Source organism: Mycobacterium paraterrae, assembly GCF_022430545.2.
GTDB classification, from domain to species: Bacteria; Actinomycetota; Actinomycetes; order Mycobacteriales; family Mycobacteriaceae; genus Mycobacterium; species Mycobacterium paraterrae.
Map to the genome: position 1 here is coordinate 2,591,469 of NZ_CP092488.2, position 25,682 is coordinate 2,617,150.

A 25,682-nucleotide genomic window follows, 5' to 3' on the forward strand; every position below is an offset into this window, starting at 1 on the left:
TTTGGATTGTCAACTCCAAAAACTTAGAATCGTCAGATGATCACCCGGAAGGGCCAACTCACCCGGGATCGCATCCTGGCCGCCGCCGCGGCGTTGGTCTATGAGCGCGGCGTGGCGGGCACCTCTACCGAGGACGTCCAAGCCGCGGCCGGGGTCAGCGCGTCGCAGCTGTACCACTACTTCACGGACAAGCGCTCACTCACCCACGCGGTCGTTGAATATCAGGCCGACGCGATTCTCGGGTTTCAGGAGTCGATGCTGGCAGGGCTCGATTCGCTGGAGGCGCTGCGCCGCTGGGCTGCGACCATCGTGGACATCCAACGTGGCAACGGGTTTCGCGGCGGCTGCCCGCTGGGCTCGTTGGCCAGTGAGCTGGCCGAAAGCGATAGCGCCGCAAGAGAAGACGTCGCCGCCGCCTATCGGCGCTGGCATGACGCCATCCGAAGCGGTCTGAGCCATCTGCGTGATCGCGGTGGACTGGTCAAGAGCGCCGATGTCGACAAGTTGGCCACCGCGCTGCTGACGTCGCTGCAAGGTGGCCTGCTGCTTGCCCAGGCGTTGCGCGACGGCGAGCCGTTGGAGATCGCGCTCAGCACCGCTATCGACCACATCGCGACATTCGCCGCCGAGCGATGATTCGACAGAAGGACACCCGCATGGACGACGCTCCGACAATCACGCAGTTTCCCTCGCGCACCTTCGACAAGTTGCGCTATGCAGACACCGACCGGCAAGGGCACGTGAACAATTCGGTGTTTTCGACGGCCTTGGAAACCGGGCGGGTCGAACTGCTTTACGCTCCCGACACCGGCATCGTCGAAGCGGGCAAATCGTTCGTCATCGCCCGGCTCGAACTCGACTTCCGCGGCGAGTTGACCTGGCCCGGCGAAGTCGTGATCGGCACGAGAGTCGAAGCGGTCGGCCGAACCTCATTCACGCTGGCTCAGGCGCTGTTTCAGCGGGATCAATGCGTGGCCTTCGCCCGCACGGTCATCGTGCAGGTCGACGACGAGACTCGCCGCTCGACGTCGCTGAGCCCGGCCGCCGCCGCGCGACTGCAGGAGCTGCAGCCGCCCGCCTGAGGTCAGAACAGGTGCCGCCAGAACTGGGTGAGGCCGGCGCCGAGCTGCCACAGCAGACCGGAAACCCCGGACAGTTCGAAGAACGAGTTGACCAGTTCGAAGAACCAATGGTTGAGCGGCTGAGCGAAGAGCAGCACGAACAGCAGCAGAAACCCGTAGGGCTTGAACTGCGCGAGCGCACGCTGTGTCTCAGGGCTCAGGTGCGGCTCCAGCGCGTTGTAACCGTCCAGGCCGGGGATCGGCAGCAGGTTCAGCAGCAGCGCGGTGATCTGGAGGAAGCCCAGGAACGCCACCCCGGCCCACAGCACCGGGTGCTTGGGGTCGAGAAACAGATTGGTCAGCCCGAGCAGGACCACCGCCAGCAGCAGGTTCGCGGCCGGGCCGGCCAGGCTGACCAGCGTGCGTTGCCGGGCCGTCATGTACGACGTCCGCACGTAGACGGCTGCGCCCGGCAATCCGATCCCGCCGATGGCGGTGATCAGGATCGGCACCAAGAGCGACCACACCGGGCTGATGTAGCGCCGCGGATCCATGTCCAGATAGCCACGCAGCTCGATGTCGCGGTCGCCGAATCGCCAGGCCGTGAAGGCGTGACCGAACTCGTGCAGGCACAGCGACACCACCCAGCCGGCGATCACCATCGTGAACACCCCGGCATAAGCCAGCGGGCTGACGTCGTCGCCCACCCAGTAGGCCAACCCGCCACCGAGGACGGTCAGGCCGACGATGGCCCAGAAGATCGGGCTCGGTCGCACCGACCGGTGCAAGTCACGGGCGTTCACGCGACGAAACTACCGGACGCGGTCACTGCGCCGGCTCCTCACGTCTCGCGGCGATCGTCACGGGACGGGGTCACTGCGCCGGCTCCTCACGCCTCGCGGCGATCGTCACCGGACGGGGTCACCGGACGGCTAACCAGCCCTCCGTGTTTCGGTACACCGTCGATCGGCGCACCGACCGCGGCGCGGCGACTCCGTCGCGGACGACCGAGAATCCGGTGCCGCCCAATTGCGCCGCCCGCCCGGTCAACCAGCGGCGCGTACCGGTCACTCGGGCCCGCAGGCCAGGCAGTGCGGCGGTCGGCTCGACTGTCGCCTCGGCGATGTCGCCGTCGAAGAGCACCGCGTCGTCGACGACGGCCTCGCCGTGCAGCAGCCGCGCGCCGTCGGCCGGACGCCAGACGGCCGACCCGACGATCACCGACCCGGTCTCATCGCGGATCAGCGGTAGCCGCTGGGCCGAACCGCGTAGTGCTCGCCGAGCGGCGCGGCAGCCGGCGGGGAGGCGATAAGCGCGAGTGGCCGGCGTGCGGCGGCGTGGGACGTAGGCCACCTCGACGTCCAGCAGCTCCGCGCGCAGCAGCCGGGTCAAAACGGCGGCGAGGTCAGCGTCCCCGCCGACCACGACCAGGCGTCGCGCCGATCCGCGTGTGCCGTCGATATCACCGGGATCGATGACCGTCAGCCCTCGCAACGGTCGCGGAAGGCGACGGTCGAACGCCAACACGGCCACGTCTGTTCTCAAACGCCCGCCTCCTCCTCAGGCCGTTCCGGCCCGCATCGTCACCAGGCGGGGGATTCAGCGCTTCCTCGCAAAATGCCTGAGCTAAGGTGGGTCACCGGCTGGACCACAATATGCGCCAGAAATGAGTGGGAGCGAGTCATGCCGGCAATCGTCCTGATCGGCGCCCAATGGGGTGACGAGGGCAAGGGCAAGGCCACCGACCTACTCGGCGGCCGCACCAAATGGGTCGTTCGCTACCAAGGCGGCAACAACGCCGGGCATACCGTGGTGTTGCCCAGCGGCGAGAACTTCGCCCTGCATCTCATCCCGTCCGGCGTGCTGACGCCCGGAGTCACCAACGTCATCGGCAACGGCGTCGTCATCGACCCCGGCGTCCTGCTCGAGGAGCTGAAGGGTCTCGAGGACCGCGGTGTCGACACCTCGAAACTGCTGATCTCCGCCGACGCGCATCTGCTGATGCCCTATCACGTCGCCATCGACAAGGTGACCGAGCGCTACATGGGCAACAAGAAGATCGGCACCACCGGCCGTGGCATCGGGCCCTGCTACCAGGACAAGATCGCGCGACAAGGTATCCGGGCCGCCGACGTCCTCCACCCCGACGACCTGGCGCACAAGATCGAGGCCGCGCTGGAATTCAAGAACCAGGTGCTGGTCAAGATCTACAACCGCAAGGCCCTCGACCCGGCCCACGTCGTCGAGGTCCTGCTGGAGCAGGCGGAAAGCTTCAAGCACCGGATCGCCGATACCCGCCTGCTGCTCAACAACGCGCTGGAGGCTGGCGAGACCGTCCTGCTGGAGGGCTCGCAGGGCACGCTGCTCGACGTCGACCACGGCACCTATCCCTATGTGACCTCGTCGAATCCGACGGCGGGCGGCGCGGCGGTGGGGTCCGGCATCGGCCCGACCCGGATCACCACCGTGCTGGGAATCCTCAAGGCCTACACCACCCGGGTCGGGTCGGGCCCGTTCCCGACCGAGCTGTTCGACGAGTACGGCGAGTACCTGTCCAAGACCGGCGGTGAGTTCGGTGTGACGACGGGCCGGCGCCGGCGCTGCGGCTGGTTCGACGCCGTCATCGCCCGCTACGCCACCCGGGTCAACGGGATCACCGACTACTTCCTGACCAAGCTCGACGTGCTGTCCAGCCTCGAGACGGTTCCGGTCTGTGTGGGCTACCGCATCGACGGCAAGGAGACCGCCGAGATGCCGATGACGCAGAGCGATCTGCACCGCGCCGAGCCCATCTACGAGGAGCTGCCGGGCTGGTGGGAGGACATCTCCGAGGCGCGCGAGTTCGACGATCTGCCCGCGAAAGCGCGTGACTACGTGCTTCGGCTCGAAGAGCTTGGCGGAGCGCATATTTCGTGCATCGGTGTGGGGCCGGGCCGCGACCAGACCATCGTGCGGCGTGACGTGCTGGCGACCAGCCCGTGACCGATAATCCAGAACAGCTCGATCCCGACTACGACCATCACGGCGGCTTTCCGGAATACGGGGCCGCCAGCCCGGGCCCGGGTTTCGGCCGCTTCGTCGCGGCGATGCGGCGGGTGCAAGACCTCGCGGTGTCCGCCGACCCCAGCGACGACCTCTGGAACGACGCCGCCGCGCAGGCCGAAGCGCTGGCCGACCAGCTTGCGCCGTTCAAGGCGCCCGAAGGCCAGGCTCCGGCGGGGCGATCGCCGACGCTGCCCGGAATGGGGAGCCTGCTGCTGCCGCCCTGGACGATGACCCGGTACGACCCCGACGGCGTCGAGATGCGTGGCCACTTCAGCCGATTCCACGTCGGCGGCAACATGGCCGTCCACGGCGGTGTGCTGCCGCTGCTGTTCGACCACGTCTTCGGGATGGTGGTGCACGCCGCCGGCCGGCCGATCAGCCGCACTGCCTTCATCCACGTCGACTACCGCAAGATCACGCCGATCGACACCCCGCTGGTGGTCCGCGGGCACGTCGCCGCGACGGAGGACCGCAAGGCATTTGTCCGCGGCGAACTTCTCGACGGTGAGACCCTGCTGGCCGAGGCCAACGGCCTGATGATCCGGTTGCTGCCGGGTCAGCCCTGACGACCACATAGGCGACGCACCTATCCTTGGGCACCGTGACTGACGGCAAACCGCCCCGCGACACCGGCCACCGGACCAGGGTCATGCTGCTCGGGGCCGAGGAGTTGAGCCGCGAGCTGGCGACCGCGCTGCGGCGGCTCGGTGCCCACGTGATCGTGGCCGGGCAACAGCCCGACGCGAACGTCCCAGCTGACGAGTCGCTGGTGGTCGACCTGACCGACGCCGCGGAGCTGAGCGCCGCGATCACCCGTTTGGAGCCGCACATCGTGGTGACGGCGTCGGACACGGTATCGGTCGACGCGCTCACGGCTATCGCGGAAGGGGAGGCCATTCAGGTCTTTCCCACCCCGCGCTGCACCCGGCTCACGGCCGACCGGGAAGGCCTGCGCCGGCTCGCCGCCGACGAACTTGGGTTGCCCACCGCGCCGTTCTGGTTCGCCGGGTCGCTCGACGAACTGCACGCCATTGCCAACCACGCCGGCTACCCGCTGAAGGTGCAGCCGGTGGCAGGCGCGGCCGGCGACGGGCAGTCCGTGGTCCTGCTGCCCGGCGACATCGAGGCGGCCTGGCGGCGGGCGGTGCCCGCCGGCAACGGCCGGGTACTAGCCGAAACCCTGGTCGAGATCGACTTCCACATCACGCTGCTGACCGTTCGCGGTGACGGCCCGTCGGGACCGACGATGCAGTTCTGCCAGCCGATCGGCCATGGTGACGCCATCGGCGACGTGCAGGAGTCCTGGCAGCCGCAGGATGTGAGCCCGGCCGCGCTGGACGCCGCCCGGTCGATCGCGGCCCGCGTGGTCAAAGCGCTCGGCGGACGCGGCCTGTTCGGGGTCGAACTGATGATCCGCGGCGACGAGGTGTACTTCAACGACGTCACGGCCCGGCCGTTCGAGAGCGGCCTGGTGACCGTTCGCACGCAACGGCTTTCGGAGTTCGAGCTGCAGGCGCGGGCAATCCTGGGTCTGCCGACCGACACCATCATGATCTCGCCGGGCGCGGCAGGGGTTGTCTACGCGGGGGCCGGCGACGTCCCGGAGGCTCAGCGCCACAGCGCGCTCGCCGATGCGCTGCGTACCACCGAGAGCGATGTCCGGGTATTTGCTCGCGACGATTCTGGCGGCCGACGTCCGCTGGGAGGGGCCGTGGTGACCGCCGCGGACGTGGCCACCGCCCGCGGCCGGGCCCGGCACGCGTCGGCCGCGCTGCGCCGGCTCTGGTAGCCGGAAACAGTGCGGAGTCGGCGACGCTGGATTTCAGGCGCCGATCAGGCACGGATATTGTCGAACCCAAAGTCGACGATCGAGCATGGGGCAACCTCAGGTGACAACAGGGTCCGAGCATTCATACGCAGGAGATCTCACCCCTGAGCAGGCGTGGAAGCTGCTCAGCGAGAACCCGGAGGCGGTGCTGGTCGACGTCCGCACCGACGCCGAATGGCGGTTCGTCGGCGTTCCGGATCTGGGCAGCTTGGGCCGCGACGTCGTCTACATCGAGTGGAACGACGTCGAGGGCAAGCCCAACCAGAACTTCGTCGCTGACCTGCTCGAACACGTGCCCGCCGGCGGTGATCGCCCGGTGGTGTTCCTGTGTCGTTCTGGCAATCGCTCGATCAGCGCGGCCGAGGCTGCCACCGCGGCGGGTGTCGCCCCGTCCTACAACGTGCTCGACGGCTTCGAGGGTCAACTCGACGGCAACCGGCACCGCGGCGGAAGGGGCTGGCGGGCAATCGGTTTGCCGTGGACCCAGACATGAGCCGCGTCGGCGACGATGCAGAACGCAGTGATGCGGAGGAGCGGCGCAATATGACCGACGACAAGCAGGTCCCGTCGGTCCGGATCCCACCGGCGCTGCCCGACGGCGTCAGCCAGGCCACCATCGGCGTGCGAGGCGGATTGCTGCGCTCGCAGTTCGAAGAGACCAGCGAGGCCATCTATCTGGCGTCCGGTTACGTCTATGGCTCCTCGGCCGAGGCGGAGCAGGCGTTCACCGGTGAGGTCGACCGCTACGTCTATTCGCGCTACGGCAATCCGACCGTCACCATGTTCGAGGAGCGGCTGCGCCTCATCGAGGGCGCCACCGCGGCATTCGCCACAGCGAGCGGGATGGCGGCGGTGTTCACGTCGTTGGGTGCACTGCTCGGCGCGGGCGATCGACTTGTCGCCTCGCGCAGCCTTTTTGGTTCGTGCTTCGTGGTGTGCAGTGAGATTCTGCCGCGCTGGGGCGTCGAGACGGTATTCGTCGACGGCGACGACTTGTCCCAGTGGGAGAAGGCGCTGTCGGTCCCGACTCAGGCGGTGTTCTTCGAGACCCCGTCGAACCCGATGCAATCTTTGGTCGACATCGCTGCAGTGGCCGAGCTCGCCCATGCGGCCGGCGCGAAGGTTGTGCTGGACAACGTTTTTGCGACTCCGTTGTTGCAGCAGGGCATCCCGCTCGGTGTCGACGTGGTGGTCTATTCCGGCACCAAGCACATCGACGGCCAGGGCCGGGTGCTCGGCGGCGCCATTCTCGGCGACAAGGAATACATCGACGGTCCGGTGCAGAAACTCATGCGTCACACCGGGCCCGCGATGAGTGCGTTCAACGCCTGGGTGATGCTGAAAGGCCTTGAGACACTGGCGATTCGCGTCGACTATCAAAACAACTCAGCCCAGCGCATCGCCGAATACCTGGAGGATCATCCCGCGGTGCGGTGGGTCCGCTATCCGTTCCTGCCGTCGCACCCGCAGCACGATCTGGCGAAGCGTCAGATGTCGGGCGGTGGAACGGTTGTCACGTTCGAGCTCGATGCGCCGGCCGAGGCGGCCAAACAGCGGGCGTTCGAGGTGGTCGACGGGTTGAAGTTGATCGACATCTCCAACAACCTCGGTGACGCGAAATCCCTTGTCACTCATCCGGCGACAACAACCCACCGTGCGATGGGGCCCGAAGGACGTGCCGCTATCGGCTTGGGCGACGGCGTCGTTCGCATCTCGGTGGGACTCGAGGGCACCGAAGACTTGATCGCCGACCTCGACAGGGCGTTGAGCTAGGAGTCTGCTGAGAGTTCGCTGGTTGCGTGCAATCGGCGTGTCCGGCAACGGATATGCCCTCGCGGCCACCCGCGTTACCGCGCTATTCATCCAACCGTCGTGTGGTCTTTTCCAACCGCAGGACACTTCGGCGCGATAGTAACGCCATGGCGAATGAGCTCGATAGAGGTAGGACGGTGCGTAGATCGCAGCGCCATACCTGCGGAGACCACATCGGGCCCGAAATGGAGAGACTTGCGTGATATCGAGCATCAGCCGGCCGCGGACGTCACCTCATCCGCTTACCGGTGATTTCTACGAATGGGCCGTCATCGTCGACGGCGACGAAGTCAGCTGGCAGAGCTACGCCGGCCCGCTGAGATTCGACGAGACCGACTTCGCGATCGCGACCCGCAAGCTGCTCTCGATCGAACCCGGCGAACTGCCCGAGTTGGTGGCCGAGCACGTGGAGTTCGCATCGCCCAGCGACGGGCAACGCCGCTTGATGGTGCATTCGACCACGCCGTACGCCAGCAGTTTCGAAACCGACCTCGCCGCGATGGTGGAAGGCCGACCGGTATTGGACCTCACCACGTACGTCGAGACTCGCGGCCTGTACCTGGCTCGCAGCGGCGATCTCGTGGTCGGGCGGACACGGCCCTGGCTTCACGGGACCGCGGCAAAAGGCGTTGAGCGCCTGATGCTTCCGGACTCCGACTACTACTACCTCTCCCAGGCGTTGGTGCGTCGCGCGGTGGACGGCGGCGAGCGGGATCCGGTGATCCGCCGGATCGTCGAGTTCGTCCGGGAGGACCCGTCGACGGTGGTGTGCCCGTACGACTTCGAACCGGAATTCCAATTGCTGGTGACATGGCTGGCTCGGATTACCGGTGTTGGCCGAATCCGGGTGGACGCCAACGATTCTCGGCTGGGCGTGTGGAACCGCAAGCGCATGCTGCATCCGACCGTGGAGGCCGCACTGAGTCTGGTCGACATCGACGGTCAACCGGGCCCGATGGTGTTGGAGCGTGAGCACCGGGCAAGCGAGGCATTCGCGGCCCTGCAGGTTCCGATCCCCGTGCTGCCCGGGTACGCGGTTGCCTGGCAGGAGAATCGCGATGACTTCTGCGCTGGCCTGCTCCGCGCCGGTGCGCTCTTGCAGAGCCGATACGGCCTCACACGCGGCTGCCTGAAGCCGTCCGACGGCGGCAACGGCGGACGCATCACCCCCGGCATCGACCTCGGCAACGCCGCTCAGCTTCACGAATTAGCCTGCGCTGCATGGAGGTTGGGTGGTGATCAGGTACTCGAGGCGCATGTCACCTACTTCGAGCGAGAAGTCGGCGGCGAACGCGTCTTGACCACGCCGTCGGCTCATGTGCGCTCCGGCGAGCTTCTCGACGGGCTCACTCTGCAGTTCATGCGGGGCACGTCGTGGAAGGGCAACATCTTCGTCAGCCGCGGGGAATGGGAAGGCCTGGGGCTGGACCCGAGCGTCTACGCCGCGCTGCGCGCGACGATGACGGATCTCCATGAACGACTGGGTTTGCTGCACTGCGGCATCGACTTCGCGGTCGGCACCGTCGGCGGCGTGTTCGGTGACACGGTGATGGCGGCCGTCCAGGACATCAACCCCAAAGTCACCGGCGCGCTGTTCCTGCGGGAGTTCATGGCGCGTCATCCCGAGATTGGGGTCGGCGCCGCCACGCGCGTGCTCAGCCCGGACGCGACCGGCAGCGCGGAACGGATCCGTGAGGTGGTTTCGAACTCGTCGACCGCCCAACAGCCTTGCGAGGAAGTGGGTATCGTGCCGGGCCGCTGGGCGATGATCGCCACGTCGGCTGCCAGCTCGCTGACCGCCGGCGCGCAGGCACTGAGCATGGAACGGGCTCTTGCCGCGGCGCGCTGATCGCTCATGGTGACGGCGCGATAACAAGTCGCGCGACGCGCTGGACAGATCCCCGGAAGGTCGCGGTGCGCGCCTTATCGTCGCGGTGTGTACCGCCGCACTGTCCTGAAACTGCCGCTGTTTTTGGCAGCGGGCACGGCTCTGGCTCAGGCGCCACGTGCCGCCGCCGACCCGCCCCGGGCGTCCGCTGAATCGAGTCGGTGGTCGTCGGATCGGGCCAATCGTTGGTATCAGGCCCAAGGCTGGCCGGTCGGCGCGAACTTCATCACCTCCACGGCCATCAATCAACTCGAGATGTTCCAGCCGGGTACCTATGATCCGCGCCGCATCGACCAAGAACTCGGGTGGGCTCGCGCGCACGGACTCAACACGGTGCGGGTTTTTCTGCACGACCAGCTGTGGGCCCAAGATTCGCGGGGCTTCCAAACGCGCCTGGCGCAGTTCGTCGGTCTCACGGCTCGCCATCGCATCAAGCCGTTGTTCGTGTTGTTCGACTCCTGCTGGGACCCGTTCCCGAAATCGGGTCAGCAACACGCACCGACGCCCGGGGTGCACAACTCCGGCTGGGTCCAGAGCCCTGGCGCCGAACGGATCGACGACAAGCGCTACACCCGCACGCTGCAGGACTATGTCACCGGGGTGATGACCCAGTTCCGCAATGACGACCGGGTGCTGGGGTGGGACGTGTGGAACGAACCCGACAACCCCGCTCCGCAATACTCGCGCGTCGAGCGCGGCGACAAGCTAGACCGCGTTGCCGACCTACTTCCGCAGGTGTTCTCGTGGGCGCGTTCGGTCGACGCGCGTCAGCCGTTGACCAGCGGCGTGTGGGACGGCGAGTGGGCAGATGCCGGCAGCCGTACCACCATTCAGAACATCCAATTGGCTAACTCCGACGTGGTCAGTTTTCATTCCTACGCCGGCCCGTCGACCTTCGAGTCGCGCATCAACGAACTCACCCCGCACGGTCGTCCGATCCTGTGCACCGAATACATGGCCCGGACCCAGGGCAGCACCGTCGAGTCGATTCTCCCAGTTGCCAAGCGGCGCAACGTCGGAGCGATCAACTGGGGGCTGGTGGCCGGCAAGACCCAGACTTATTTCCCGTGGGACTCGTGGAATCACCCGTACACAGCGGTCCCGAAGGTGTGGTTCCACGACCTGATACGGCCGGATGGGAACGCATTCCAGAACGTCGAGTCGCAAACCATCCGAAGCTTGAGCGCCTCGACGTTCGGCTGAGCAGTGACTGTCGCCCGATCGATCCTGTTGTTCGGGCTGGCCGCCCTGCTCGAGATCGGTGGCGCCTGGCTGGTATGGCAGAGCGTGCGCGAGCATCGCGGCTGGATGTGGGCTGGCCTGGGCGTGATCGCTTTGGGGGCATACGGTTTCGTCGCGACGTTCCAGCCCGACGCGCAATTCGGCCGAGTGCTGGCCGCCTATGGCGGCGTGTTCGTCGCCGGTTCGCTGGCGTGGGGAATGGCACTGGACGGATTCCGGCCCGACAGGTGGGACGTGTTCGGTGCGGCCGTCTGCCAGGCGGGTGTCGGCGTGATCATGTACGCCCCGCGCGGGCGCTGATCACTCCTGGTGCTCGATCACCCCGGTCGCATGCTGCGCGCGGTCTTCGTAGCTGCGGCGCGCGCCAGCGTCGACGTCGAGAAACACGGTGTCGTTGCCCATCTTCTTGTTCAGCCAGCGGCGACCGCCGTCGGGCAGCAGGGTAGCTGCCGCGGCAAACGACTTTCCCCAACTCGGCACCGACACCCGGGATTTCGGCTTGTCGAGCACCTTGACGATCGCGGCGGCGATCTCGGCCGGTTCGACCGGCTTCTGCGCCGACGACGGCGACGTCCCCGCGATCAGTTCGGTGTTGGTGAAGGTCGGCAGCACCGCGGTGATTTTCACGCCCTGCGGCGCGAATTCGTCGGCCATCGCGCTGGACAGCCCGACTACGCCGAATTTGGTTGCGGCGTAGACCACTTGGCCCGGGACCGCCACCATACCGGCCAGCGACGCGATGTTGACGATGTGCCCGGCGCGGCGCTTTACCATCTCCGGTAGCACCAACTGGCATCCGGCAAGCACTCCGTAGAGGTTCACCTCGATCGAGGAGCGAATGGCCTGCTCGGACTGCTCGAGGAACGGGCCCACCGGCATGACGCCGGCATTGTTGATCAACACGTCGATCTGGCCGCCGCCATCGGCGCGAGCCTTGTCCAGGAAGGCCGCGAACGACTCCTTATCGGTGACGTCGAGGGGATGACCGGTGATCTGCCCGAGGCTGGCGATGCCGGCGACGGCGCTCTCGAGCACGTCGAGGTCCCGATCACCGATCACAACCCGGGCACCGCGCGCCAGCAATGCCTGCGCAGTCGCGTAACCGATGCCGCGGGCGGCGCCGGTAATGACGATCGTCTTGCCCCTGATGTTGTCCATCCGTCGAACTTAACAGGTGTCAAGTCCGTGGCGGAACCACCTGAGCGGACGACGGTTCTGTCACTCAGGCGCCTGGCGAAAGGGCGAAGCGGGAGGTGAGCTTCGGCTTATGGCGCAGGTCAGGTGCGGCTGTTCGGCGAACCATCTAGTGAACCCGGCGTATTCATACTCGATTCTCAGCTTTTGTTCGTATTAGCGGCCACATGTATTGCCTATTGCGCTGATAGATACCGTCTGATACTGATAGAGCTCGAAAAGATACCGATCGTATGAAACACAGCCTTTTAGCGAAATGTCAGTCTGCCACCGGGAAGGATGGGCCGTGAGACCTGTACCGCTGTGCAACGCCGCAGTGCCATTCTCCCTCGGCCGGAGCTTCCGATGGCACGATCCCGACGTCGACGGCACGCTCGTCGTGTCACAGCCAGCCCTTGACCGGGAGCTATGGGCCCAATACGCCGCGGGTGCAATACGGAGTTACCGCAAACGAGGCGTCGAAAGCGCGCTCGACATCGACGCGCTGCGCGCCGGCGACGACACGATCATGTTCTGTGCCGTGGTCGGCGACTCCGGGCAGGTGGTCGGTGGCTACCGGGCCATCGCCCTGCGATCCGCCGACGACTCGCACGCGGTCGAAGAGTGGGCGGGTCAACCCGATCAGCTAGCGGTGCGCCAGATGATCGCCGACCGCGTGCCGCGCGGCGTGCTGGAGATGAAAGCCGGGTGGGTCACCGACGCGCCCGGCCGCAATCCGTTGCTCACTACCACTTTGGCCCGGGCCTGCTTCTACATGATGGTGATGCTGGATTTTCAGTACACCATGTGCACGGCCGCCACCGCGGTTCTCGACACCTGGCGTTCCTCGGGATCCGTCGTGGCACCGGTATCGGCGACGCCGTATCCCAATGATCGCTACCAGACGAAGCTGCTGTGGTGGAACCGACACGACTTCTTCGGTCATGCGCAACCCGATCAGCTCGCAAAGATCGTCTGCGAGACAAAGGATTTACTGCACGAGCAGTTCCGGCGGGGAGAGATCGGCACCGACCTCGCAGGCTTGTTCACATCATCCGCGCTCGCCGCGCCGTTGCGGCCTCGTCTCATCCCTGTCAATCCGAAATTCGCCGAGGTATAGCAATGGAAAACAACTCCGAGCCGGTGTGGATCATGTTCGTCACCGACACCGAGACCCGCGACAAGATGCTCAAGTTCGGTAGCGGGTCGCAGTGGCAGGTCGACCCCTCCACCGCCGCGGCGATGATTCTGGTCGGTGCCGCCGTCCGGATGCCCGCTCCCCTGGAGCAGCAACCGGTCTCCGGCGTCGACGGCATGTCGGCGATCATCCGCGAAAGCGCCTGAAACTAGTCAGATTCCGAGATCTTTGGCGACGATCGTCTTCATGATCTCGGTGGTCCCGCCATAGATTGTCTGAATACGGGCGTCGACGAACGCTCGCGACACCGGATATTCGCGCATGTACCCATACCCACCGTGCAGTTGCAAGCAGCGGTCGGCGGTCCGCACTTGGAGCTCGGTGGTCCACCACTTCAACTTGGCGGCCCGAGCCGCAGTCAACTCACCGAGCAGGTGTTCGGCGATACAGTCGTCGAGGTAGGTACGCGCGACGTCGATTTCAGTGGCCAACTCGGCCAGCACGAACTGGGTGTTCTGCAGCCCTGAGATCGGCGAGCCGAACGCTTTGCGCTGCTTGACGTAGTCGAGCGTCTCGGCCAGCACGCCCTCGGCGGCCGCGACCGCTCCCACAGCCAGCGAAAGACGTTCCTGGGGAAGGTTGTTCATCAACTGGTAAAAGCCGCGACCTTCCTCGCCCAGCAGATTGTCGACCGAAACGCGCATATCGGTGAAGCTGAGTTCGCTGGTGTCCTGCGCGTGCAGACCGATCTTCTCCAAGTTGCGGCCCCGACTGAACCCAGGTGTGTCGGGCTCGACCACGAACAGAGTCAAGCCCTTGTGCCGGTCGGGCCCGGTGCGTGCCGCGACGACGAACAGGTCGCCGGTCTGGCCGTTGGAGATGAAAGTCTTTGCGCCGTTGATGACGTAGTGGTCACCGTCGCGCGTTGCGGTGGTGCGGATGCCGGCCAGGTCGCTGCCGGCGCCCGGTTCGGTCATCGCGATACCGATCACGGTCTCCCCGGTGACCACGCCGGGTAGCCAGCGTTGCTTCTGCTCGGCGGTCGTCAGGTCGGTGAGATAGGGCAGCACGATGTCGTTCTGCAGCGACAGTGCGATGGCTTCGGCCGCCGCGCCGGCGCGTTGGAGTTCGTCGACGACGATCGCGTTGTACCGGAAGTCGTCGACGCCCGCCCCGCCGTATTCCTCCGGGACCGAAAAGGCCAGCAGCCCGAGCTTTCCGGCCTCGGTGAACAGGGAGCGGTCAACGCTGCCTGCCTTCTCCCAGTCTTCGTGCGCCGGCACCACGGTTTGGCGCACGAAGTCGTGCACCATGTCGCGGAATTGCCGGTGCTCGTCTGCGTACTCCAGCCGTGCGCTCACCGGAAGGCGTCCAGTCCGGTGAACGCCTGACCCAGGATCAGCTGATGCATTTCCGGAGTGCCCTCGTAGGTGAGCACCGATTCCAGATTCACCATGTGGCGGATCACGGGATACTCCAGCGATATTCCGTTACCGCCCAGAATGGTTCGCGCGGTGCGGCAGATCTCGATCGCTTCGCGGGTGTTGTTCAGCTTGCCGAAGCTGACTTGCTCGGGCCGCAGGCCGGTGGTGTCCTTGAGCCGTCCCAGCTGCAGCGCGAGCAGTAGGCCCTTGTGTAATTCGACGGCCATGTCGACGAGTTTGGCTTGCGTCAGCTGGAATCCGGCGATCGGCTGACCGAATTGGGTGCGCTCACCGGCGTAGTCCAGCGCGGCCTGCCACGCCGAGCGCGCGGCGCCCATCGACCCCCAGATGATGCCGTAGCGCGCCTCCGACAGACACGACAGCGGACCCTTGAGCCCTCGCACCTCGGGCAGCAGCGCGTCGTCGGGCAGCCGGACGTCGTCGAGGACCAGCTCACTGGTGATGGACGCCCGCAGCGACAGCTTGTGGTGAATGGTGTTCGCCGAGAATCCGGGGGTCTTGGTGGGGACGACGAAACCTCGCACACCGTCGTCGGTGGCCGCCCACACCACCGCGACGTCGGCGACCGAGCCGTTGGTGATCCACATCTTGCGGCCGTTCAGAATCCAGTCGGATCCGTCGCGCTTGGCCCGCGTGGTCATCGAGGCCGGGTCGGACCCGGCGTCGGGCTCGGTCAACCCGAAACAGCCCAGCAGCTCGCCGGCGGCCATGCCCGGCAGCCACTGTTGCTTCTGCTCTTCGGAACCGAACCGCCAGATCGCGAACATCGCCAGTGAACCCTGTACCGACACCATCGACCGGATCCCGGAATCGGCGGCTTCCAGCTCGGTACACGCCAGCCCGTAGTGCACGGCCGAGGCGCCGCCGCAGCCGTAGCCCTCCAGGTGCATGCCGAGCAATCCGAGTTGGCCGAAGTGTTTGGCCAGGTCACGCACTGGCAGGTCGCCGATTTCGAACCACTCGGCGACATGGGGCAGGACGTGTTCGCCGCAGAACTGCCGGACGGTGTCGCGCACCGCCTTCTCGTCGTCGGACAGCGAAGCGTCCAGGCCGAGCGGGTCCTGCGGATTGAAGGCGGGAGCGGTACCGGTACTCATGGCCTAGATACTGCCACCGCGAGGAAGTCGGCCTACGCTGCTTTCGCAGGTATTGAACCTGGAGGTGATAGGCATGCCCCCACTCGGTCGCGTCTGGGCCGTGGTCGTGATCGCCGTCGCGCTGGGTCCGCCGGCGGCCGCCGACCCGGTCGATCCGATCCCCGGCAACGGAGTGTTCGTCGTCGGGCCGGACATCGCGCCGGGCCTGTATCACACAGCGGGCTCGGGGTCGGCGTTTGGCGTCTGGATCAACAATGTGCCGACTCAGGATTCGATGTGTTCGTGGTTCACCTACAGCACCCCCGATGCCGCGAAAGACCATGTCCTGCAGACCAATTCGTCGGTCGGCCCGATGTATGCCAACATCAACACTGGCGTCAAGGCGTTCGAGTCGCAGAACTGCCAGCCGTGGACGCGGGTGCCCTAAGTCGTTCGAGCACAACGCTAGTCGCAGTTGACGCAGACCCCGGTCAGCGACAGCTGCATGCCGCAACCGCAGAATTTGCCCTCCCGCCGGACGTCGCCGGAGCGCCGACGACTGTCGACGGCCACAGGGGTGCTGGCCGTTGTCGCGTCACCGGACTCGGGCGGTTGGTCTGTGGTGGTCACGTTTCTCCACGATAAGCGGCCCGACCGGCGCATCCCCTCGGTGACGGCCGAGACTGCGTTTGAATTGGTCAGCTGTACATCTGGCGGTCGGATGCGGCTTCTCGTCGAAAGCAGTGCATCACGCAGTCTTAACGCGCCTTTGCGATCCGCGCCGCGGCTTCGACGGCGGCCGCGCGGCGCCTGGAACTCTCGGTCGGATCGGTTGTCGCCGCGGCCGGGTCGGGCCAGTGCGCCCACGCCAGCCCGATGCCGAACAACAGCACCAGCAACTGCTGGGGATCCCATACCGGATCAACGCGGCCGTCGAGTTGTGCCTGTCGAATCGCGTTGATCGCCGTCTGAGGCGGCTTCTCTCCGTCGACCTCGGGCAGGTCGAGCGGAAATCCCTCCAGCTGTGCCCAATTGATCATGCGAAGGTGTTCCGGTCGGCTTTGTGCGAGGTCATAGATATCGCCGACGAATTCGGGCACCGCCTCGGGCCGAAGCCGCACGGCCCGGAAAAACTCCGCGCCGTCGGCGGCGACCACTTCGCGGAACAGTGTCTCCTTATCGCCGAAGTGCGCGTAGAGCCGTTCCTTACTTGCGCTGGCGGCGCGCGCAATGCGGTCGATCCGCGAGCCGGCCAAACCGAACTGGGCGAATTCCGCGCGCGCGGCGGCGAGGATCTCGCCGCGCAGCTCAGTCGTGGATCTCACACTATGAAGCATATACAGACGAACTAGTTCGTTTGTTATCGTGGTGGCATGACGCATTCCGCTCCACCCGAGGAGGCCCCATGGCCGCGTCCCTGATCGACCAGTCGATTGCCACGATGCCGCGCGGTGGCCCCGATGCGTCCTGGCTGGACCGTCGGTTTCAGACCGACGCGCTCGAGTATCTCGATCGCGACGACGTCTCCGAGGACGTCAAACAGAAGGTGATCGGCATGCTCGACCGGATGGGCGCGCTCACGAATCAGCATGAGAAGCATGCGCGCGCCGCGCTGGAGCTGGTCGCCGACATCCCTAATCCACGCATTCTGGAATTGGGCGCCGGCCACGGTCGACTCTCGGCGAAGATCCTCGAACTGCACCCGACTGCGACGGTCACTGTCAGCGACGTCAACGCGACATCGGTGGCCAACATCGCGGCCGGTGAATTGGGCCGTCACCCCCGTGCGCGCGCTGATGTCGTCGACGCGACCGCGATCGACGCCCCCGATGGCAGTTACGACCTGGTGGTGTTCGCACTGGCCTTTCATCATCTGCCGCCGGCGACCGCCGCGCAGGCCATCGCTGAGGCGACCCGCGTCGCCACCCGGTTCCTGGTGATCGACCTGAAGCGCCGAACGCCGTTGGCTACCCTGCTCTTTCCGATCGTGGCACTGCCGGTCCAACTGGCGCTGCTGCCGTGGTCATGGATTCCGCCGAGCCTGCACGACGGGTTCATCAGCGCGCTACGGGCATACAGCCCGTCGGCGCTGCGTGCCTTGGGGCGTGCCGCGGATGCCCAGATGAATGTCGAGATCCAGCCGACGAGCAAGCGGTTCGGCCTACCGTCGGTCGCCGTGGTGTTTTCTCGGCCACAAAGGGATCGCAGTGTCTGACGGCGCGGATCTGGCAATGCTGACGGAACCGAGTGCTCGCGTCTTGGCGCTGCAGCGGCGCCTCGACACCGTGACGCGGGGCATTCGCCCGCTGATCCAGCTGTCCCGGCCTTACGTGGATGGAACCGAAAACCTTCCGGCAGACGGCCGATTCTTGTTGGTGGGCAATCACACTCAGCTCGGATCGGAAGTGTATCTGATCGCGGACGCGGTGCGCTCGTCGATCGGCACCAGGGTCCGGCCGCTGGCGGATCGCAACTTCGGCCGCATGCGCGGCCTACCGGCGGATCTGTTCGCGGCCTTTGGTGGAGTCGTCGGCTCTCCCGAGAGCGCGCGTGAACTGATGCTCCGGGATCAGACGATTCTGGTATTTCCCGGCGGAGCACGCGAAATCGCAAAGTTCAAGGGGGAGGAGTACGCCCTCCGGTGGCAGGGGCGGGCGGGGTTTGCACGAATCTCGGCCGAGCAGCGCTACCCGATAGTTCCGGTCGGCTTGGTCGGTGGTGACGACGTGTATCGCAGCGTCACATCCCGAGACGGATCCTGGGCCAAGTTCAGTGCATGGCTCAGCCGAAAAATGAACGGACGCAACGATATGGCAATGCCGTTGCTACAGGGGATCGGCCCCACGCTGATCCCTCGGCCGCAGCGGATGTATCTGCGTTTCGGATCGCCGATCGACACGACAAAGCCTCCGGCTGTAGATGCCGGCGCATGGGTGAACACTGTCAAAGAACGGACCGAGCATGCGCTGCAGCAGATTCTCACCGATCTGCTCGCCGTGCGGTCGGGTGATCCCTTCCGCTCTCTGAATCCGTTGGCCTGGGCCAGCGCCGTCACCTCGTGACGCCAGACCGTCCACTCATTTGTCGATGCGGCTTTTCAGCTTGCCGCTGAGGAACATTCGCATGGTTAGGTTGGTGGAGGTGATGATGGGGATGAGGCCGAGGTAGGTGCGTTCGGAAGGTTGGGCACCGTGTAGGTGCTCGAGGCTGCCGAAGATGTAGAACGCTCCTGCGGTCATGAAGGTGGCCGGGATGGAGAATGCCAGCAGTGGCCGGCGAGCGTCGACGACCTGGTTGGCAAGGGGTTTTTCGTAGTCCTGCAGCGCCACTCCTTTGCGGAGTTTGCCCAGGACGGTCGGTACGGCGTTGACCTCGTTGGCCAGCGGCACCGGTGATTGGCGCATCACTCGGCCGACGTGGATGGCGGCGCATGTCGCGAAGACCACTTCGAGGGCGAGTGTGATTGCGGTCAGGTAATTCCACAGGCCCCAGTTCATTGTCGGACTCCTGTCGGCAGGGGTAGGCGTGAGCGGACCAATGTCGGCCACCAGAACCATTTTCCGAGGATGGTGACGATCGATGGCACCACGAACGAGCGGACGATCAGCGTGTCGAGCAGCAGGCCGATGCAGACGGTGGACCCGAGTTGACCGATGGTCTTGAGGTCGCTGGCCAGCATGGCCAGCATGGTGAACGCGAAGACCAGTCCCGCGGAGGTCACGACGCCGCCGGTGCTGCCCAGGGCGCGAATCAGCCCGGTGTGTAGGCCGGCGCCGAGTTCCTCTTTGACCCGCGCGATCAGCAGCAGGTTGTAGTCGGATCCGACGGCGACCAGGATGATGAATGACAGCGGCAGGATCAACCAGTGCAGCGGAAGGCCGATCAGGTGCTGCCAGAACAACACTGAGAGCCCGAATGCCCCGGCGTAGGAGAAGGCGACGGTGGCCGGGATGACGAAAGCGGCGATCAGGCTGCGGGTCAAAAACATCATGATCAGGAAGATGAGCACGAACGCCGCGATCGCCGCGATCAGCAGGTCCGACATCGCGTACTGCTTGATGTCTTTGTTGTTGGATGCCGATCCGCCGATGTAGACCTTGGCTCCGGCCAGTGAGGTTTCTTTGAGGATCGTGGTGATCGCCTCGGGGAACCGCTCGACGTGTTGGACGCCTTCGGGGCCCATCGCATTGCCTTCGTGGGTGACGATGAAACGGGCCGCCTTGCCGTCCGGTGACATCATCAGCTGCATGCCGGTTTTGACGTCGTCGTTGTCGAAGCCTTCGTGGGGGATGTAGAAGAAGTCGTCGCTGCGGGCCCGGTCGAAGTCGTTGCCGACGTTGATCGAGTCGTCGAAGGTCTGCTCGGTCTGCATGTTGCCCAGATCCGCTGAGCCGTAGGAGTTCACCAGCTTGGCCCGTATTGCTTCGGTGTCGTCGGCGGTGGCCTTGAGCTCGGCGATGATCTTCGGGAAGGCCTTGTCGACTTCGACGAGCGAGATCCTGGTGTTGTTGATGTCTTCGGCCAGGTGGTCGATCTGGTCGATGGTGTCCCATACCGAGCGCAGCGCCCAGCAGATCGGTATGTCGAAACAGTGTTTGTCCCAATAGAAGTAGCTTTTGAGCGGCCGGAAGAAGTCGTCGAGATTGGAGACCTCTTCGTTGATGTCGTCGGCCACGTGCTGTAGGTCTTCGACGGTGAGCACGGTGTTGTGGATTTCGTCGGACACCTTCTGGAAGAAGCCGATCTCGCGGCGCAGCACGTCGACCGAGTGTTTCTGGATATCGGCTTGCTGATCGGTGTTCATGTTCTGCTCGCGGTTGAACGGCAACTGCTGGCCGTTGCCGCTGCCCTGGGTGGTGAACAGATAGGGAATGCTGGCGTGCTCGAGCGGTCGCCCCAGGGGGCGGGTGATGCTTTGCACCATGGCCACACCGGGCAGGCGGATCAGCGCCCGGTTGACCCGGTCCAGTGAGATGAAGTCGGCCGAGTTGCGCATGTCGTGGTCGGATTGGACCATCAGCATCTCGGAGAACAACTTGCTGGGCGGGAAGTGCCGGTCTGCGGCGGCGAAACCTTTTTTGGCCGCCGCCGAAGCCGGCTGGTACTGGCGGTCGTCGTAGTTCTGTTTGTAGGTCGGTACGAAGACCGCGCCGAGCATGACCACCGTGCTACTGGCGGCGAGAATGGGTTTGGGCCAACGCACGACGCTCGCGCCGATCCGCCGGTAGAGCGTGCCCTTCTCCTTGGTCTTGGGTTCGTACAGCCCGAAGATGCTGCCCAGCGTCAGCAACGCCGGCGCCAGGGTGAGGGCCATCGCGATGGTGAACAGCATCGCGATCGCCACAGCGGGGCCCATGGTGTGGAAGTAGTTCAACCGGGCGAAACTCAAGCACGCGCACGCCCCGGCAATGGTCAGCCCCGAGCCGATGATGATCGGCGCCACGCCGTGAAAGGCGGTGTAATACGCCTCTTCCGGGCTTTCGCCGTCCTGGCGGGCCTCCTGGTAGCGGCCCATCAAGAAGATGCCGTAGTCGGTCCCCGCGCCCAAGGTGAGCGAGATGACGACGTTGACCGCGAACGACGACAACGGGATCAGTTCGAGATGGCCCAGTGTCGAGACGATCCCTTTCGCCACCAGGATTTCGAACAACACCGCGTACATCGGAACCGCCAGGGTGGTGATCCGGCCGCGATACACCAGCAGCAGCATGATGAAGATCAAGATGATCGTCACGATGGTGATGTTGTTGAGGCTGTTGTTGGCGATCGACAACGTGTCCGACGCCAACGGGGCGGCGCCGCTGACGTAGACCTTCAGTCCCGGCGGCGGGCTGTCATTGCCGACGAGGTCCCTGATCGCGTCGACCGATTCGTTGGCTTGCATCTGCCCGATGTCGCCGGCCAGTCGCAGCAGCACGTAAGCTGATTTGCCGTCGACGCTCTGCGCGCCGGCCGCGGTAAATGGCTTGCCCCACAGGTCCATTGCGTACTGGACATGCTTGTCGTGTTTGAGCCGGGTGATCAGGTCGTCGTAGTAACGATGATCGTCTTCATCAAGGCTGTGATTGGCCTCGAGCACAACCATGGTCAGGCTGGTCGAGGTCGACTCCTTGAATTTGTCGCCGATCTGCAGCATCGCGACCTGCGAGGGTGCATAAGTCGGCACCATCGGCCCGGCGAGTTCTTCGGCGACGTCTTCCACCTTGGGCATGAACGCATTCGTGGCAATAGCCAGCAGCGCCCACAACACGATGATCGGGATCGCCAGGATGCGCACCGTCCTGGCGAACAACGGCCGACCCGCGCGGTGTGCGCTCATGCCGACTTCACCCGGCACTGGACGTCGGCGTCGCTGTGTGTCGCCGATTGTTGGTCGCGCACAACGCCGTCGACCAGCATCCGGCACCTCACCTGACCGCCGTGCACGTGCGCCGAGATGCTGCCCGACACCACGGTCAGCACCGTCGTCTCGGTGTGCGACCACGGCAGCGCCGTGACGTCGACCCGGTGCGGGTGCCCGTCGATATCGACGTAGACGAGCATGCCGCCACTACCGACCGCACCGGACACCTCGTAGGTGAGGTGTTTGGGGTTGAACTCCTCGGGGGCCTGCGGGCCGTTGACCGAGATGACCGGCTGTGGTTCGGAGAATTGGTGCACCTTCCACATGCAGGTCACACCCAACCCGACGGCAATCACGGTCACCAGACCCAGCCACCACCGCTGCAACAGAGCACGTCCGGACGAACGTTGGCTCACTGGTTCACCTTTCGAGGTGGTCAGCCGGTGAACTCGGCGAGGTGGTCGGCGATGAATTCTCCGACGGTGGTCGGTTTCTTGCCGCCGATCCGCTCGACCAGGTCGTTGTTGCCGGCGAAGATCCCGTTCTGGTAGTCGACGGCGACATTGCTCAGGTGCTGCGCGAGGAAGTCGGGGAAGCCCAACGCCTTGATGCTCTCGATCCAGTCCGGAATCTCCGTCGGCTCGTAACGGACGGGCCGCTCCAGGACTTCGGAGATGGCGTCGGCGATCTGGTAGTGGTTCATCTCCACGGCGCCGAACAGCGGATAGATCTTCCCGGCGTGCTCCTTCGGGTGCTCCAGGATCGCCGCGATCACTCGGCCTTGGTCTTCGGCGGTGATCGGCGCGTGCCGGCCATCACCGAAGGGCAGGCGCAGGACACCGTCCTCGCGAATTCCTCTGGCGCCGAAGATCGTGAACCATTCCGCGAAATACGTTGGCCGTAGATGGGTTACTGCGATCGGTGACCAGTCCAGGATTCGCTCGCCCAGCCAGTGAATGCGCGCGGCATCGCTGGCGGCGCTGCGCCGGGCCGAGATCTGCGACATGTTGACGATCGCGGTCACCCCGGCTTCTCCGGCGGCTTGCGCGAACGTGGTCGTGGCCTCGAGCAGTCCGGGGCTGATCGGGTAGACGAAGTAGGCGGCGCGTACGCCGTCGGCGGCCGCGCGGACGACGTCGATGTCGTGCAGGTCGCCGACGACCACGTCGGCACCGCTGTCACGCAACGCGGCGGCGCGGTCGTCGAAACGGTGCACCAGCGCGCGCACGTGGTGGCCGCGTTCCAGCAGCAGGTTCGCGGTGTAGCCACCGGTTCGGCCGGCGGCGCCGGTGACCAGCAACGCGTTGTGGTCGGTGGACATCAGGGTTCCTCTCGTCGGTGCTCTCACGCGGAGTGGCAATGCAGGTCACTGTCACATCTAGCTCTACTCAAGTCAAGCCAAATGGGGGCTCTGGTTTGTTCCTGAAAGACGTGACGAAACGGCGGAATAAAACCATCTATGCTGCGGTTTTAGCCCGTCCTTCTGGTATCCGGCAGCGTCACACGAAGGCAGACGTCCGATCCTCTTTGGCACTGGGCTGTCAAAGACCCTGTCACACAACGCATAGTGCATACCGCGTCAGATAGTTGGCTTGACTTTACTCAAGACAGCGGCGATGGTTGTCCGTATGAGCGGATCAGCTGCGCCCATCCTGGTGACGGGTGCTACCGGCCGGCACGGATCCACCGGCGCACACGTCACCCGCCGGCTTCGCGAGGAAGGCCGGTCGGTTCGGATTCTCGCGCGCGCTCAGAGTGATCGCACGGATGCGCTGGCAGCGTTGGGCGCCGAGGTCTGCATCGGGGACCTGCACGACCGTCGCAGCCTGCTCGATGCGCTCACTGATGTAGAGCAGGCTTATTTCACATATCCCGTCGACGCCGGCGTGATCGTCGCCGCGGCCAATTACGCTGCGGCTGTGCGTGAGACGGGACGTCCGATACGCACCGTCGTCATGTCGATGGGTCCGGCTCACCCGCAACACCCCAGCGATCTCGGCCGTGCCCAATGGCTGGCCGAAGAGGTGATGATGTGGGGCGGGCTTGACGTACTGATCCTGCGGGTCGTTGCGACGTTTCACCAGAACCTGCTTGCCCTGCACGGTGATTCGATCAGACGAGAGAATCTGCTACGCAACAGCTTTGGTGATGGAGCCGTCGGGTGGATCAACGGTAGCGATGCGGGCGAACTTGCGGTGGCTGCCCTGCTGCGTCCGGGCGGGTTCGCCGGGCCGGTGTGTTATCCGACTGGGTCGGAGCTGCTGAACCACCACGAGGTCGCCGCGATCCTGACCGACGAACTCGGGCGCCCGATCACGTTCGAACCGATTTCCCCCGACGCGTGGCGTGAAGACCTAGTTCGCCTCGCGCGAGAAAATCCCGCTGGAGTGGTCAACACCGCGATGGCGGGCCATATCGCGAATGTCGGCCTGGCGGTCGCGGGGCGGGGAGCGCCACCCGCAAACTACGACGAACTCACCCGGATGATCGACCGGACGCCGATAACCCTGCGCGAGTTCATTCGCGCCAACCGGGAGGCCCTGGAGATAGCACGATGACCAACGTCGTAACCACCGCGCGCACCAGAACATTCAGCTGGCAGGATCCGCAGATCGGGGCGCGGGTCGCCATGGAGATGGCGGGTCTGGACTATCTGCGCGCGATCCTGGCCGGCACCTTGCCGAAGCCGCCGGTGATGGACGCCCTCGACGTCCGCATCGAGTCGGTCGAGCCCGGTGAAGTCGTCTTCACGATGACACCGGCCGAGTTCCATTACAACCCAATCGGTTCGGTGCACGGCGGTGTCTACAGCGCGCTGCTGGATTCGGCGGCGGGTTGCGCCGTGCACAGCCTGTTACCGGCCGGAACGGGTTACACGAGCCAGGATCTCTCGGTGCGTTTCCTCGGCGCCATGCGGGTCGACACCGGGCCGGTCCGCTGCACCGGCACGGTCCGTCACCTCGGCCGCCGTACCGCGTTGGCCGAGGCCTCGCTGACCACGCAGGCAGGCAAACTGCTGGCCACGGCGACGAGTGGCTGCCTGATCATCGCGGGGCCGTGAGGGTCTGGCTATAGAAAAGTATGGTCAGCAGATAGGATGGCCTGATGACCGCAGCACCTGACGCGATGACCCTGACGGGCCGTCTCGCCGACGGGGAGAGGACCGGCTACCGGCAGGTCTGCCCGATCGAGCGGGCCCTGGACACCATCGGGACCCGATCGGCTATGGTGCTGCTGCGCGAGGCTTTCTGGGGCACAACACGATTCGAGGACTTCGCGCAACGGGCCGGCTTCACCGAGCAGATCGCGGCGACGCGCCTCAAGCAGTTGGTGGACGCCGGAGTGCTGGCCAAGCAGCCCTACAAGTCGCCGGGTCAGCGCACCCGCTACGAATACGTGCTGACCACGCGCGGTCGGCAGCTGTTCCCCGTGCTTGTCAGCCTTATCGAATTCGGCCTGCTCCTACAGGGTGACTCGAGGCGGCTCGACCTGGTACACGGCGAAGGCTGCGGCGCTCCACTCGTCGCCCACGTGCAGTGCGTCGAAGGCCACCACGTGGAACTCGGGCAGTCCGAAGCGCGGCTGCGTCCCAGACCCAAGCGCTGACCTCTACCGCAGCGGTAGCCTCGCC

General features: G+C 65.3%; 29 protein-coding genes. 18 read left to right on the forward strand and 11 right to left on the reverse strand.

Features of this window, described 5'->3' with window-relative positions; translation table 11 throughout:
• Nucleotides 1-36: 36 nt before the first annotated feature.
• Both MKK62_RS12380 and MKK62_RS12385 read left to right on the forward strand, forming a co-directional pair.
• Nucleotides 37-636 carry a TetR/AcrR family transcriptional regulator gene (locus MKK62_RS12380; RefSeq protein ID WP_240260805.1) on the forward strand — a complete coding sequence of 200 codons (600 nt, stop codon included), beginning with the start codon at nt 37-39 and terminating at the stop codon, nt 634-636.
• A gap of 20 nt (nt 637-656) precedes the next feature.
• Entirely contained in the window at nt 657-1,082 is a 426-nt protein-coding gene (locus MKK62_RS12385; protein WP_240260804.1) for an acyl-CoA thioesterase, read from the forward strand.
• Nucleotides 1,083-1,084: 2 nt separating this feature from the next.
• Here MKK62_RS12385 and MKK62_RS12390 read toward each other — a convergent pair whose 3' ends face one another.
• Complete coding sequence (locus MKK62_RS12390) at nt 1,085-1,864, reverse strand: site-2 protease family protein (protein WP_240260803.1); 780 nt, start codon at nt 1,862-1,864, stop codon at nt 1,085-1,087.
• A 118-nt stretch (nt 1,865-1,982) separates the two neighbouring features.
• Nucleotides 1,983-2,606 (reverse strand): peptidase M50, encoded by a 624-nt coding sequence (locus MKK62_RS12395; RefSeq protein WP_240260802.1) that lies wholly within the window; start codon nt 2,604-2,606, stop codon nt 1,983-1,985.
• Nucleotides 2,607-2,744: 138 nt separating this feature from the next.
• On the opposite strand from MKK62_RS12395, the gene MKK62_RS12400 reads away from it, so the two are divergent.
• The 8 genes from MKK62_RS12400 (at nt 2,745) to MKK62_RS12435 (ending at nt 11,176) form a co-directional block, all read left to right on the forward strand.
• Nucleotides 2,745-4,043 carry an adenylosuccinate synthase gene (locus MKK62_RS12400; RefSeq protein ID WP_240260801.1) on the forward strand — a complete coding sequence of 433 codons (1,299 nt, stop codon included), beginning with the start codon at nt 2,745-2,747 and terminating at the stop codon, nt 4,041-4,043.
• The gene (locus tag MKK62_RS12405) at nt 4,040-4,672 is read left to right on the forward strand and encodes a PaaI family thioesterase (protein ID WP_240260800.1); all 633 of its coding nucleotides are present in this window, start codon (nt 4,040-4,042) and stop codon (nt 4,670-4,672) included. The genes MKK62_RS12400 and MKK62_RS12405 overlap by 4 nt, the downstream gene beginning before the upstream one ends.
• Nucleotides 4,673-4,707: 35 nt before the next feature.
• Complete coding sequence (gene purT, locus MKK62_RS12410; RefSeq protein ID WP_434085061.1) at nt 4,708-5,895, forward strand: formate-dependent phosphoribosylglycinamide formyltransferase; 1,188 nt, start codon at nt 4,708-4,710, stop codon at nt 5,893-5,895.
• 85 nt (nt 5,896-5,980) lie between these two features.
• The gene (locus tag MKK62_RS12415) at nt 5,981-6,427 is read left to right on the forward strand and encodes a rhodanese-like domain-containing protein (protein WP_240260799.1); all 447 of its coding nucleotides are present in this window, start codon (nt 5,981-5,983) and stop codon (nt 6,425-6,427) included.
• A gap of 50 nt (nt 6,428-6,477) precedes the next feature.
• Complete coding sequence (locus MKK62_RS12420) at nt 6,478-7,707, forward strand: O-succinylhomoserine sulfhydrylase (protein ID WP_240260798.1); 1,230 nt, start codon at nt 6,478-6,480, stop codon at nt 7,705-7,707.
• 238 nt (nt 7,708-7,945) lie between these two features.
• Nucleotides 7,946-9,595: a hypothetical protein gene (locus tag MKK62_RS12425; protein ID WP_240260797.1), complete on the forward strand. Its 1,650-nt coding sequence runs from the start codon at nt 7,946-7,948 to the stop codon at nt 9,593-9,595.
• An 87-nt stretch (nt 9,596-9,682) separates the two neighbouring features.
• The gene (locus tag MKK62_RS12430) at nt 9,683-10,837 is read left to right on the forward strand and encodes a cellulase family glycosylhydrolase (protein WP_240260796.1); all 1,155 of its coding nucleotides are present in this window, start codon (nt 9,683-9,685) and stop codon (nt 10,835-10,837) included.
• A gap of 3 nt (nt 10,838-10,840) precedes the next feature.
• Nucleotides 10,841-11,176 (forward strand): YnfA family protein, encoded by a 336-nt coding sequence (locus tag MKK62_RS12435; RefSeq protein ID WP_240260795.1) that lies wholly within the window; start codon nt 10,841-10,843, stop codon nt 11,174-11,176.
• Here the strand turns inward: MKK62_RS12435 and MKK62_RS12440 are convergent, their stop codons facing one another.
• Nucleotides 11,177-12,034, reverse strand: coding sequence for an SDR family oxidoreductase (locus tag MKK62_RS12440; RefSeq protein WP_240260794.1), 858 nt, complete (start codon nt 12,032-12,034; stop codon nt 11,177-11,179). It lies immediately after the preceding gene.
• A 322-nt stretch (nt 12,035-12,356) separates the two neighbouring features.
• On the opposite strand from MKK62_RS12440, the gene MKK62_RS12445 reads away from it, so the two are divergent.
• Nucleotides 12,357-13,169 carry a hypothetical protein gene (locus MKK62_RS12445; protein WP_240260793.1) on the forward strand — a complete coding sequence of 271 codons (813 nt, stop codon included), beginning with the start codon at nt 12,357-12,359 and terminating at the stop codon, nt 13,167-13,169.
• Nucleotides 13,170-13,171: 2 nt separating this feature from the next.
• A complete protein-coding gene (locus tag MKK62_RS12450; RefSeq protein WP_240260792.1) occupies nt 13,172-13,393 on the forward strand; it encodes a hypothetical protein in 222 nt (73 codons plus the stop codon).
• Between the two features lie 6 nt (nt 13,394-13,399).
• On the opposite strand, the gene MKK62_RS12455 is transcribed toward MKK62_RS12450, so the two are convergent.
• Nucleotides 13,400-14,548: an acyl-CoA dehydrogenase family protein gene (locus MKK62_RS12455; protein WP_240260791.1), complete on the reverse strand. Its 1,149-nt coding sequence runs from the start codon at nt 14,546-14,548 to the stop codon at nt 13,400-13,402.
• Nucleotides 14,545-15,729 (reverse strand): acyl-CoA dehydrogenase family protein, encoded by a 1,185-nt coding sequence (locus tag MKK62_RS12460; protein ID WP_240260790.1) that lies wholly within the window; start codon nt 15,727-15,729, stop codon nt 14,545-14,547. Before MKK62_RS12460 ends, MKK62_RS12455 begins: the two co-directional genes overlap by 4 nt.
• Nucleotides 15,730-15,802: 73 nt before the next feature.
• Between MKK62_RS12460 and MKK62_RS12465 the strand changes: the two genes are divergently transcribed.
• The gene (locus tag MKK62_RS12465) at nt 15,803-16,156 is read left to right on the forward strand and encodes an Rv1352/Rv1906c domain-containing protein (protein ID WP_240260789.1); all 354 of its coding nucleotides are present in this window, start codon (nt 15,803-15,805) and stop codon (nt 16,154-16,156) included.
• Between the two features lie 17 nt (nt 16,157-16,173).
• On the opposite strand, the gene MKK62_RS12470 is transcribed toward MKK62_RS12465, so the two are convergent.
• Nucleotides 16,174-16,338: a hypothetical protein gene (locus MKK62_RS12470; protein WP_240260788.1), complete on the reverse strand. Its 165-nt coding sequence runs from the start codon at nt 16,336-16,338 to the stop codon at nt 16,174-16,176.
• A 128-nt stretch (nt 16,339-16,466) separates the two neighbouring features.
• Nucleotides 16,467-17,033 (reverse strand): TetR/AcrR family transcriptional regulator, encoded by a 567-nt coding sequence (locus MKK62_RS12475; protein ID WP_240260787.1) that lies wholly within the window; start codon nt 17,031-17,033, stop codon nt 16,467-16,469.
• Nucleotides 17,034-17,113: 80 nt separating this feature from the next.
• On the opposite strand from MKK62_RS12475, the gene MKK62_RS12480 reads away from it, so the two are divergent.
• On the forward strand, nt 17,114-17,923 hold the full coding sequence (locus MKK62_RS12480) for a class I SAM-dependent methyltransferase (RefSeq protein ID WP_240260786.1): 810 nt from the start codon (nt 17,114-17,116) through the stop codon (nt 17,921-17,923).
• A complete protein-coding gene (locus MKK62_RS12485; protein ID WP_240260785.1) occupies nt 17,916-18,770 on the forward strand; it encodes a lysophospholipid acyltransferase family protein in 855 nt (284 codons plus the stop codon). The genes MKK62_RS12480 and MKK62_RS12485 overlap by 8 nt, the downstream gene beginning before the upstream one ends.
• Nucleotides 18,771-18,785: 15 nt before the next feature.
• Here the strand turns inward: MKK62_RS12485 and MKK62_RS12490 are convergent, their stop codons facing one another.
• Genes MKK62_RS12490 through MKK62_RS12505 form a run of 4 tightly spaced genes read right to left on the reverse strand, consistent with a single transcriptional unit; the run spans nt 18,786 to nt 23,372 of the window.
• Nucleotides 18,786-19,205: a hypothetical protein gene (locus MKK62_RS12490; RefSeq protein ID WP_240260784.1), complete on the reverse strand. Its 420-nt coding sequence runs from the start codon at nt 19,203-19,205 to the stop codon at nt 18,786-18,788.
• Nucleotides 19,202-22,027 (reverse strand): MMPL/RND family transporter, encoded by a 2,826-nt coding sequence (locus MKK62_RS12495; RefSeq protein WP_240260783.1) that lies wholly within the window; start codon nt 22,025-22,027, stop codon nt 19,202-19,204. Before MKK62_RS12495 ends, MKK62_RS12490 begins: the two co-directional genes overlap by 4 nt.
• Nucleotides 22,024-22,467: an MmpS family transport accessory protein gene (locus tag MKK62_RS12500; RefSeq protein ID WP_240260782.1), complete on the reverse strand. Its 444-nt coding sequence runs from the start codon at nt 22,465-22,467 to the stop codon at nt 22,024-22,026. The genes MKK62_RS12495 and MKK62_RS12500 overlap by 4 nt, the downstream gene beginning before the upstream one ends.
• A gap of 20 nt (nt 22,468-22,487) precedes the next feature.
• Nucleotides 22,488-23,372 carry an NmrA family NAD(P)-binding protein gene (locus tag MKK62_RS12505; RefSeq protein WP_240260781.1) on the reverse strand — a complete coding sequence of 295 codons (885 nt, stop codon included), beginning with the start codon at nt 23,370-23,372 and terminating at the stop codon, nt 22,488-22,490.
• Between the two features lie 307 nt (nt 23,373-23,679).
• On the opposite strand from MKK62_RS12505, the gene MKK62_RS12510 reads away from it, so the two are divergent.
• The 3 genes from MKK62_RS12510 to MKK62_RS12520 are packed head-to-tail and all read left to right on the forward strand — an operon-like array spanning nt 23,680 to nt 25,657.
• Nucleotides 23,680-24,609 (forward strand): NmrA family NAD(P)-binding protein, encoded by a 930-nt coding sequence (locus MKK62_RS12510; RefSeq protein WP_240260780.1) that lies wholly within the window; start codon nt 23,680-23,682, stop codon nt 24,607-24,609.
• Nucleotides 24,606-25,112, forward strand: a complete 507-nt coding sequence (locus MKK62_RS12515) for a PaaI family thioesterase (RefSeq protein ID WP_240260779.1) — start codon at nt 24,606-24,608, stop codon at nt 25,110-25,112. Before MKK62_RS12510 ends, MKK62_RS12515 begins: the two co-directional genes overlap by 4 nt.
• Nucleotides 25,113-25,156: 44 nt before the next feature.
• Nucleotides 25,157-25,657, forward strand: a complete 501-nt coding sequence (locus tag MKK62_RS12520; RefSeq protein WP_240260778.1) for a winged helix-turn-helix transcriptional regulator — start codon at nt 25,157-25,159, stop codon at nt 25,655-25,657.
• Nucleotides 25,658-25,682: the final 25 nt, after the last annotated feature.